The sequence below is a fragment of the Kitasatospora sp. NPDC094015 genome, from assembly GCF_040304075.1.
GTDB lineage: Bacteria > Actinomycetota > Actinomycetes > Streptomycetales > Streptomycetaceae > Kitasatospora.
The window spans coordinates 1-9,847 of the sequence record NZ_JBEOUL010000068.1 but is presented as its reverse complement, the minus strand read 5'-3'; the positions used below and the strand labels follow the sequence as shown (position 1 = coordinate 9,847).

The following is a 9,847-nucleotide window of genomic DNA, read 5'->3' as shown; positions in this document are numbered from 1 at the left end:
CGGACGATCCCGAAGACCGGGCCGACCACCGCCCGGTACAGCGTGCGGTAGGCGTCGTGGTCGCCCACGGCGACCTTGGCCACGAGCTCCTGGAGTTCGTAGCCCTGGGGCGGTGGCCCGAAGGACGGCCGGATCGCGTTCACGGTGTCGCGGCGGTCCGTTCCACCCGGGCCGGCGACCCGGGCACGGCGCGTAGGGCGGGGGTCGGGTGGGGAGGTGCCATCGCTGCGGCCTCTCACAGCTCGGTGCGGGGGCCGGCGGAACGGCCCGGCCACCCTTGATTCGAAGCCGGGGACGGCCCGGACGGGTCGGCGGCGAACTTTTCTGTCGGCGTCTGCGTGGCGGGGGCCGGCCGCGACCGACCGGGCTTCCTCTGCGGTTGCTCAAATCCCTTGTCGTACGAACGAGGTGGCCAGCACGATGGCCGGTATGACCGGTTTCCTGGGATTGAGCAGCAAGCACAGCGCCGTCCTGTCCATCCGTGACGCGGACGTGGTCGCGGCGGCCCTGGCGCGGGCGCTGGAGGGTGCGCCGGCCGCGGAGCGGCCGGGGCTGGAGCGGGCGCTCGCGGTGGTCGAGGCCACCGCGGCCGCCACCGAGGTTCAGGTGCGCGCCGACTGGGCCCGCTCGCGGCTGGCCGCCGTCGGCTTCGCGGGTGACCTCGACTCGGTCGCCGCGGTGAAGGCGCTGCGGCAGGCGGAGCCGGCGCTGAGCCTGCTGGCCGCGGTGCAGCTGCAGCGGGACGCGCTGGCGGCGCCCGCGTGATCGCGGGCGCCGCCGTGGAGCCGTGGGCCGGCCGCGGTTCGGGCGGGCGCAGCCGATCGGCTGCGCCCGCCCCCGTGCGGCGGAGGTCAGCCGGCGAGTTCCTCGCGGAGCCGGCGGGCGGCGCCGACCAGGCTGTCGAGCGAGGCCCGGGTCTCGGCCCAGCCGCGGGTCTTCAGGCCGCAGTCGGGGTTGACCCACAGCCGCTCGGCCGGGATCGCGGCGAGGCCGGCCCGCAGCAGTTCCACCGCCTCGTCGGTGCTCGGCACCCGCGGCGAGTGGATGTCCCACACGCCGGGCCCGACCTCGCGCGGGTAGCCGGCCTCGGCGAGCTCGCCGGCGACCTGCATGTGCGAGCGGGTGGCCTCCAGCGAGATCACGTCCGCGTCCAGCTCGTCGATCGCGGTCATGATCGCGCCGAACTCGGCGTAGCACATGTGGGTGTGGATCTGAGTGTCCGCCCGGACCGCCGACGTGGCCAGGCGGAAGGACTCGGTGGCCCAGTCCAGGTAGACCGGGCGGTCGGCGGCGCGCAGCGGCAGGGTCTCGCGCAGCGCCGGTTCGTCGACCTGGACGACGGCGGCGCCGGCCGCCTCCAGGTCGGTGACCTCGTCGCGCAGGGCGAGGGCGACCTGCCGGGCGGTCTCGGCGAGCGGCTGGTCGTCGCGGACGAAGGACCAGGCGAGCATGGTGACCGGGCCGGTGAGCATGCCCTTGACCGGACGGTCGGTCAGGTCCTGGGCGTAGCGGTACCAGTCGACCGTCATCGGGTGCGGGCGGGAGATGTCGCCGGCCAGCACCGGCGGGCGGACGTACCGGGTGCCGTAGGACTGCACCCAGCCGTGCCGGGTGGCGAGGTAGCCGGTGAGCTGCTCGGCGAAGTACTGGACCATGTCGTTCCGTTCGGGCTCGCCGTGAACCAGGACGTCCAGGCCGGCCTTCTCCTGGAACGCGACGACCTCGCGCACCTCGGCCTCGATGCGTTCGCGGTAGGCGGCGGCGTCGATCCGGCCGGCGGTGAGGTCGGCGCGGGCGGTGCGCAGTTCGGTGGTCTGCGGGAAGGAGCCGATGGTGGTGGTCGGCAGCAGCGGCAGGCCGAGCCGGGCGCGCTGGGCCTCGGACCGTTCGGGGTAGGCCTGGGCGCGGCGGGCGTCGGCCTCGGTGACGGCGGCGGTCCGGGCACGGACGGCCGGGTCGCGGGTGATCGGCGAGGTGGCGCGGGAGGCCAGGTCGGCCCGGTTGGCGGCGAGTTCGGCGGTGATCGCGCCGGTGCCCTCGCGCAGCCCGCGGGCCAGCAGGGCGACCTCCTGCGCCTTCTGCTTGGCGAAGGCCAGCCAGCGGGCGATCTGCGGGTCGAGGTCGCGTTCGGCGTCGGCGTCGAGCGGGACGTGCAGCAGGGAGCAGGACGGTGCGACGTCGACCCGGTCGGCCAGGCCCAGCAGGGTCGCCAGGGTGGCCAGCGACTTCTCCAGGTCGTTGATCCAGATGTTGCGGCCGTCGACCACGCCGGCGATCAGGCGCTTGCCGGGCAGCCCGCCGACGGCGGCGAGCGCGTCCAGGTTGGCGGCGGCCGGCCCGGTGAAGTCGAGGGCCAGGCCGTCGATCGGGGCCTTGGCGAGGACCGGGAGCGCCTCGCCGAGCCGGTCGAAGTAGCTCGCGACCAGCAGCTTGGGGCGGTCGGTGCGGGCGCCGAGCTCGCGGTAGGCGCGGGCGGCGGCGTTCAGCTCGGCGGGCGTGCGGTCCTGCACCAGCGCGGGCTCGTCCAGCTGCACCCACTCGGCGCCGGCGGCGCGCAGGTCGGCCAGCAGCTCGGCGTAGACCGGCAGCAGCCGGTCCAGCAGGGTGATCGGCTGGAAGTCCTCGGCGACGCCGGGCGCGGGCTTGGCGAGCAGCAGGTAGGTGACCGGTCCGACCAGCACCGGGCGGGCGTCGTGGCCCGCCGCGAGGGCCTCGCGGAGCTCGCCGACCGCCTTGGCGGGGTCGGCGGTGAACGCGGTGTCGGGGCCGAGTTCGGGGACCAGGTAGTGGTAGTTGGTGTCGAACCACTTGGTCATCTCCAGCGGCGCGACGTCCTGGGTGCCGCGTGCCATGGCGAAGTAGCCGTCCAGCGGATCGGCGTCGACGGCGGCGCGGTGCCGCGCCGGGATCGCGCCGACGGCGACGGTGGTGTCCAGCACGTGGTCGTAGAGCGAGAAGTCGCCGGTGGGCACTTCGGTGACGCCGGCTTCGGCGAGCTGCCGCCAGTTGTCCCGGCGCAGGTCGGCGGCGGTGGCCAGGAGCGCGTCGGCGGTGACGGCGCCCTTCCAGTACCCCTCGACGGCCTTCTTGAGTTCACGGCCCTGCCCCTGGCGGGGGTGGCCGTAGGTGGTGGACCGGGTCGCCGCGGCTGCGGACTTCGCTGTCAAGGGACTCTCCTTCGCGAGTCTTGCTCCTCGAGTACCCGGTGACGGGACGAGAGCGCGAAGGTGCGACCAACCGGACGGACGCCCGCAGGGTGCGGCTCCGCCAGGTGTGCACGCCGACCCGCCCACGAGGTCACCGGAGGTCCGCGCACGATGGTCGCGCACGGGCAGTGGCAGGTCTTCGGACTCGCGGGCACGTCCACCCGTCCAGGGCGGACACCTACTGGCCGTCGCTTCCCGGACCCACGGGCCCAGTGCGTTTGACGGCGGTCGTTCCCACTCACCGCTGCGGGGCAGTCCCGGATTCCCACCGGGTTCCCTCTTACGACACCCCGCCTGGCGGACGGGGCGAACCAGCTGCGGTGCCAGCCTAGGGCCAAACCCCCGGCCCGGGCAGCATCGCCCGCCGGTGCGTCCACGGAGTGAGACCGGGCGGCGCGTTCCGGCCCGGCCCGCGCGGCGAATCCGTAGGCTCGGACCATGCGGATCGTCTCGCTCCTGCCCGCCGCGACCGACCTGGTCACCGTGCTCGGTCCGGGCCCGGCCCTGATCGGCCGCCGCGGCCCGCGGGTGGTCCGCGGGGCCGAGGTGCTGGCGCACGTCCTGCACGGTGTGCGGGCCGGTGCACCGGTGACGGCGGACGAGGCGCAGCGGGTGCGCCCCGGGCGGTAGGGCCCGGGGCGCACGGGCCCTACCGAGGAGCGGCCGATCAGCGGTGGGTGAACTCCGGCGGCCGCTTCTCGGCGAAGGCGGCCATGCCCTCCTTCTGGTCGGCGGTGGCGAACGTGGCGTGGAAGAGCCGGCGTTCGAACCGGACACCCTCGGCGAGGGTGGTCTCGAAGGCGCGGTCGACGCTCTCCTTCATCATCACGGCGGCCGGTGCGGACATCGCGGCGACCGTCTCCGCCACCGCCATCGCCTCCGCCAGCAGCCGGTCGGCCGGGACGATCCGGGAGACCAGGCCGGCCCGCTCGGCCTCCTCGGCGCCCATCATCCGGCCGGTCAGGCACAGCTCCATGGCCTTGGCCTTGCCGACCGCCCTGGTCAGCCGCTGCGAGCCGCCGATCCCGGGGATCACCCCGAGCTTGATCTCCGGCTGCCCGAACCTCGCGGTGTCGGCGGCCAGCAGGATGTCGCACAGCATCGCCAACTCGCAGCCCCCGCCCAGCGCGTAGCCCGCGACCGCGGCGATCACCGGCTTGCGCAGCGCGCCGAAGCGGTCCCAGGCGGCGAACCAGTCACCGAGGTAGGCGTCGACGAAGTCGAGCGACTGCATCTCCTTGATGTCGGCGCCGGCCGCGAAGGCCTTCTCCGAGCCGGTGACGACGAGGCAGCCGATCACCGGGTCGCGGTCGAACTCCGTTGCCGCCACGACCACTTCGTTCATCAGCTGGGTGTTCAGCGCGTTGAGCGCCTTCGGCCGGTCGAGCGTGATCAGCCCGACCCGGCCCTTGCGGTCGACCAGGATGGTCTCGTAGCCGGTCACTCGGCGTCCTCCTTCTCGGCCTTCAGCGTGGTGATGATCGCCGAGAAGTCCAGGCCTGCGCCCTCGCCCGCCGCGAAGGAGGCGTACAACTGCGCGGCCCTGCGCCCGAGTTCGGTCGGCAGTCCGGCGGCCTCGGCGGCCCCGGCGGCGAGGCCGAGGTCCTTGGCCATCAGGGCCGCGGCGAACCCGGCGGCGTACCCGCGGTTGGCGGGGCTGGCCGGAACGGGCCCGGGGACGGGGCAGTTGCTGGTGAGCGCCCAGCACTGGCCGGAGGCGGTCGAGGCCACGTCGAACAGCGCCTGGTGGCTGAGGCCGAGGCTCTCGCCGAGCACGAAGGCCTCGCCGACGGCGATCATCGAGATCCCGAGGATCATGTTGTTGCAGATCTTCGCGGCCTGGCCGGCGCCGGACGGGCCGCAGTGCACGACCTTGCGGCCCATCGCCTCCAGCACCGGCCGGACGGCGTCGAAGTCGGGCTGCGCGGCGCCCGTCATGAAGGTGAGGCTCGCGGCGCTCGCCCCGGCGACCCCGCCGGAGACCGGCGCGTCCACCGCCCGGTGGCCGGCGGCCGTGGCCAGGTCGTGGGCCGCGCGGGCGTCCGCGACGTCGATGGTGGAGCAGTCGACGAAGTACGTGCCGGACCGGGCGGCGGGCAGCAGCTCCGCGTAGGCGGCCAGCACGTGCCGGCCGGCGGGCAGCATGGTGATGACCAGGTCGGCCTCGCGGGCCGCTTCGGCGCCCGAGCCGGCCGCCTGCACCCCGGCGGCCTCGGCCTGCCGGAGCGCCTGCGGGGCCAGGTCGAAGCCGCTGACCCGGTACCCGGCCTTGACGAGGTTGGCGGCCATCGGACCGCCCATGTTGCCGAGTCCGACGAATCCGATGTGACGGGTCACCAGCGCTCCAGGGGTGTGGTGGTGGCGAGGCCGAGTTCCCGCTCGCCGAGCGGGGTGAAGTAGCGGTCCACGGCGGCGGGCGCGACGGCGTCCAGGGTGGCCGGGTGCCAGTGCGGTGTGCGGTCCTTGTCGATCACCTGGGCCCGGATCCCCTCGGCCAGGTCCGCGGTGGCGAGCGCCGCGCAGGAGGTGCGGTACTCCTGGTCCAGCACCGCTTCCAGCGGGCCGAGTTCGCGGGCCCGGCGCAGCGCGGCGAGCGTCGCCTTCACGGCGCTCGGCGAGTTGGCGGTGATCCGGTCGGCGGCCTGCTTCGCCTCGGGTTCGCCGCTGCCCAGCAGGCGGTCGAGGATCTCCTCGACGGTGTCGGCGGCGTAGCAGACGTCGATCCAGCCGCGCTGCGCCGCCAGCCGGCCGGGCGGGGCGGGTGCGACGTACCGTTCGAGGACGTCGTGGACGGGCCGGGCGGTGAGCTCGTCGAGCAGCGCGGGCAGCTGCTCGGCGGGGACGAAGTGGTCGGCGAGCCCGCAGGTCATCGCGTCGGCGGCGCCGGCGGAGCCCGCGGTCAGGGCGAGGTGGGTGCCCAGCTCGCCGGGGGCGAGGGCGAGCAGGTAGGTGCCGCCGACGTCGGGGACGAAGCCGATGCCGGCCTCCGGCATGGCGACCCGGGTGGTCCCGGTGACGATCCGGACGCTGCCGTGTGCCGAGACGCCGACCCCGCCGCCCATCACGATGCCGCTCATCACCGCGACGTAGGGCTTGGGGTAGCGGGCGATCCTGGCGTTGAGCCGGTACTCCGCGCGCCAGAACTCCTCGACGGCGCCCGGGTCGCCGCCGGTGGCGGCGCGGTGGATGGCCACGATGTCACCGCCGGCGCAGAAGGCCCGCTCCCCCGCTCCGGTGACGACGACGGTCTCGACCCGCTCGTCCTGCTCCCACCCGTCGAGGGCCTGGTGGATCCGCGCCACCATGCCGTGGGTGAGGGCGTTCAGGGCGGCGGGGCGGTTGAGGACGATCAGGCCGGCGCGGCCGGCCGTGCGGACGAGGACCTCGTCGGGTTCGGTCCCGGTCATCAGGCGGCTCCGGTCAGGCCGCGGGCGACGATGACGCGCATGATCTCGTTGGTCCCTTCCAGGATCTGGTGCACCCGCAGGTCGCGGACGATCTTCTCGATGCCGTACTCGGCCAGGTAGCCGTAGCCGCCGTGCAGTTGGAGCGCCTGGTTGGCGACGTCGAAGCCGACGTCGGTGGCGTAGCGCTTGGCCATCGCGCACAGCTCGGGGGCCCTGGGGTCGCCGCGATCCATGGCGGCGGCGGCCCGCCGGACCAGGGAACGGGCGGCCTCCAGCTCGGTGGCCATGTCGGCGAGCCGGAACTGCAGGGCCTGGGCGTGCAGCAGTCTGGTCCCGAACGCCTCGCGGTCGGCGAGGTAGGCCGTCGCGCGCTCCAGGGCGACCCGGGCGCCGCCGAGGGAGCAGGCGGCGATCCCGATCCGGCCGCCGTTGAGGCCGGCCATCGCGATCCGGAAGCCCTCGCCCTCCGCGCCGAGCAGGCGGTCGGCGGGCAGCCGGACGCCGTCCAGCAGCACCTGGCGGGTCGGCTGGGCGTTCCAGCCCATCTTGTGCTCGTTCGGGCCGAAGGACAGTCCCGGGTCGTCGCGGTCCACCAGGAACGCGGAGACGCCGCCGGGCCCGGGTCCGCCGGTGCGGGCCATCACCAGGTAGACCTGCGAGGTGCCGGCGCCGGAGATGAACTGCTTGACCCCGTGCAGGGTCCAGTGGCCGCCGTCGCGCACGGCGCGGGTGACGAGCGCGGCGGCGTCGGAGCCCGCGCCGGGCTCGGTCAGGCAGTAGCTGCCGAGGTGCTCGGCCGCACAGAGTCCGGGCAGCCAGCGGGAGCGCTGGGCCTCGGTGCCGTAGCGGTCGATCATCCAGGCGACCATGTTGTGGATGGACAGGTAGGCGGCGATGGACGGGCAGCCGGCGGCCAGCGCCTCGAAGGCCACCACCCCGTCCAGCCGGGTGAGTTCGGAGCCGCCGGCGTCCTCGCGGACGTAGATCCCGGCCAGGCCGAGGCCGGCGGCCTTGCGCAGCACGTCCACCGGGAAGTGCTTGGCCCGGTCCCACGCCACGGCGTGCGGCGCCAGGTGTTCGGCGGCGAAGGCGCCGACCGCCTCGGCGATGGCATCCTGTTCCTGCGTCAGTTCGCCGGTGCTCATGGTGCTCACGGTGCTCATCCCATCGTCGGGATGGTGAAGCTCGCGCCCTCCTTGACCCCGGAGGGCCAGCGCGAGGTGACCGTGCGGGTGCGGGTGTAGAAGCGGATCGAGTCCGGGCCGTGCTGGCCCAGGTCACCGAAGCCGGAGCGCTTCCAGCCGCCGAAGGTGTGGTAGGCGATCGGCACCGGGATCGGCACGTTGACGCCGACCATGCCGGTGTTCACCCGGCGGGTGAAGTCCCGGGCGGTGTCGCCGTCCCGGGTGAAGATGGCCACGCCGTTGCCGAACTCGTGCTCGCTGGGCAGGCGCAGCGCCTCCTCGTAGTCGGCGGCGCGCACGACGCAGAGCACCGGGCCGAAGATCTCCTCGCGGTGGATGCGCATCTGCGGGGTGACCCGGTCGAACAGCGAGGCGCCGAGGAAGAACCCGTCCTCGTGGCCTTCGAGTCGGAAGTCCCGTCCGTCGACGACGAGTTCGGCGCCCTCCTGGACGCCGAGGTCCAGATAGCCGCGGACCCGGTCCACGGCGTCGCGGCCGACCAGCGGGCCGAAGTCGGCGTCCGGGTCGTCGGAACGGCCGACCTTGAGTGCCGCGATCCGCTCGACCAGCTTGGCGACCAGGGCGTCCGCGGTCCGCTCGCCGACCGGGACGGCCACCGAGATCGCCATGCAGCGCTCACCGGCCGAGCCGTAACCGGCGCCGACCAGGGCGTCGGCGACCTGGTCGAGGTCGGCGTCCGGCATGATGATCATGTGGTTCTTGGCGCCGCCGAAGCACTGCGCCCGCTTCCCGTGGGCGGCTGCGGTGGCGTAGACGTACTGGGCGATCGGGGTGGAGCCGACGAAGCCGAGCGCCTCCACCCGCGGGTCCTCCAGCAGGGTGTCGACGGCTTCCTTGTCGCCGTTGACCACGTTGAGCACGCCGGGCGGCAGGCCCGCCTCCAGGAACAGTTCGGCCAGCCGCAGCGGCACCGAGGGGTCGCGCTCGGACGGCTTGAGGATGAAGGCGTTCCCGCAGGCCAGCGCCGGTGCGGCCTTCCAGAGCGGGATCATCGCGGGGAAGTTGAACGGGGTGATGCCGGCGACCACGCCGAGCGGCTGGCGCATCGAGTACACGTCGATGCCGCTCCCGGCGTTGTCGGTGAACTCGCCCTTGAGCAGGTGCGGGATGCCGGCGGCGAACTCCACCACCTCCAGCCCGCGCTGGAGGTCGCCGTGGGCGTCGGCGACGGTCTTGCCGTGCTCGGCGGCGAGCAGCCGGGCGATCTCCTCGCGCCGCGGCTCGACCAGTTGGAGGAAGCGCAGCAGCACCCGGGCGCGGCGCTGCGGGTTCCAGGCGGCCCACTCGGGCTGGGCCTGGGCGGCGTCGGCGATCGCGGTCTCGACCTCGGCACGGGAGGCCAGCGGCACCCGGGCCTGGACGCGGCCGGTGTTGGGGTCGAAGACGTCGCCGTAGCGGCCGGAGGTGCCGGCGGTGTGCTTGCCGGCGATGAAGTGCGTCAGTTCACGGACCATCGGTTCCTTCTCTCATCAGGGTGGGGAGAGGAGGAATGGAGGGCACCGCCCGGTGCCGGCGCACGGTCGTGCGCGCCGACGGCGGGCGGCGGTTCACGAGATCGTCAGGGGCGGGTGCGCACCCGGACGATCGGCACGGCAGGGCGCGGGGCGGTGGAGCGGGAGCAGCCCGGAGTCATGCGTGTCGTCTCCATCCTCGTGGAAAACACGGACCACCCGCGGCCGGTATCCTGACTCCCGGATCGACGCCCGTCCCAGGCCTTCCCGGCTGGCTGCCAGTGGCCGTCGTCCACAAGGACGGACTCCCCGGTCACAGTGGCGGGACCGTGCCGGAATTGCACCGGCTTCCCTGACACCGCGGACCTGCCACCGACCATATAGTTGGACGTCCTAGTAAGTCCAGAGGCTCGCCCGCATCGACCCGGCGGGCCGCGGACGAGCCTCCCCCACCCCCTGGGAACGGCCGGGCGTCAGCCGCGCGGCGGGCGGGTGGCGGTGTCCAGGTAGAAGGCGTCGATGGTCTGCACGGCCTTCTCGAACTCGTCGAGGTTGACGGGCTTGGTCACGTACGCGTT

8 protein-coding genes, 1 pseudogene and 2 riboswitches are annotated in these 9,847 nt (G+C 74.0%); of the genes and pseudogenes, 2 read left to right on the top strand and 7 right to left on the bottom strand.

The features are described 5' to 3' along the window. Positions 1-429: 429 nt before the first annotated feature. Positions 430-765, top strand: coding sequence for a hypothetical protein (locus ABT014_RS34215; protein WP_350643716.1), 336 nt, complete (start codon positions 430-432; stop codon positions 763-765). Between the two features lie 86 nt (positions 766-851). Here the strand turns inward: ABT014_RS34215 and metE are convergent, their stop codons facing one another. Next, entirely contained in the window at positions 852-3,167 is a 2,316-nt protein-coding gene (metE, locus tag ABT014_RS34210) for a 5-methyltetrahydropteroyltriglutamate--homocysteine S-methyltransferase (RefSeq protein WP_350643714.1), read from the bottom strand. 152 nt (positions 3,168-3,319) lie between these two features. Continuing rightward, positions 3,320-3,537, bottom strand: a riboswitch (cobalamin riboswitch). A 107-nt stretch (positions 3,538-3,644) separates the two neighbouring features. Here metE and ABT014_RS34205 point away from each other — a divergent pair. Further along, positions 3,645-3,836 (top strand): hypothetical protein, encoded by a 192-nt coding sequence (locus tag ABT014_RS34205; RefSeq protein WP_350643712.1) that lies wholly within the window; start codon positions 3,645-3,647, stop codon positions 3,834-3,836. Positions 3,837-3,873: 37 nt separating this feature from the next. Here the strand turns inward: ABT014_RS34205 and ABT014_RS34200 are convergent, their stop codons facing one another. The 6 genes and pseudogenes from ABT014_RS34200 to ABT014_RS34175 form a co-directional block, all read right to left on the bottom strand. Continuing rightward, on the bottom strand, positions 3,874-4,650 hold the full coding sequence (locus ABT014_RS34200) for an enoyl-CoA hydratase (RefSeq protein ID WP_350643710.1): 777 nt from the start codon (positions 4,648-4,650) through the stop codon (positions 3,874-3,876). Next, positions 4,647-5,543 (bottom strand): 3-hydroxyisobutyrate dehydrogenase, encoded by an 897-nt coding sequence (gene mmsB, locus ABT014_RS34195; protein ID WP_350643708.1) that lies wholly within the window; start codon positions 5,541-5,543, stop codon positions 4,647-4,649. Before mmsB ends, ABT014_RS34200 begins: the two co-directional genes overlap by 4 nt. Beyond that, positions 5,540-6,613, bottom strand: coding sequence for an enoyl-CoA hydratase/isomerase family protein (locus ABT014_RS34190; RefSeq protein WP_350643706.1), 1,074 nt, complete (start codon positions 6,611-6,613; stop codon positions 5,540-5,542). The genes mmsB and ABT014_RS34190 overlap by 4 nt, the downstream gene beginning before the upstream one ends. Then, complete coding sequence (locus ABT014_RS34185; protein WP_350643704.1) at positions 6,613-7,776, bottom strand: acyl-CoA dehydrogenase family protein; 1,164 nt, start codon at positions 7,774-7,776, stop codon at positions 6,613-6,615. Before ABT014_RS34185 ends, ABT014_RS34190 begins: the two co-directional genes overlap by 1 nt. Beyond that, positions 7,773-9,272, bottom strand: a complete 1,500-nt coding sequence (locus tag ABT014_RS34180) for a CoA-acylating methylmalonate-semialdehyde dehydrogenase (protein WP_350643702.1) — start codon at positions 9,270-9,272, stop codon at positions 7,773-7,775. Before ABT014_RS34180 ends, ABT014_RS34185 begins: the two co-directional genes overlap by 4 nt. Before the next feature lie 203 nt (positions 9,273-9,475). Further along, a riboswitch (cobalamin riboswitch) is annotated at positions 9,476-9,658 on the bottom strand. An 84-nt stretch (positions 9,659-9,742) separates the two neighbouring features. Continuing rightward, positions 9,743-9,847 (bottom strand): annotated as a pseudogene (locus ABT014_RS34175) (response regulator); the annotation flags it as partial.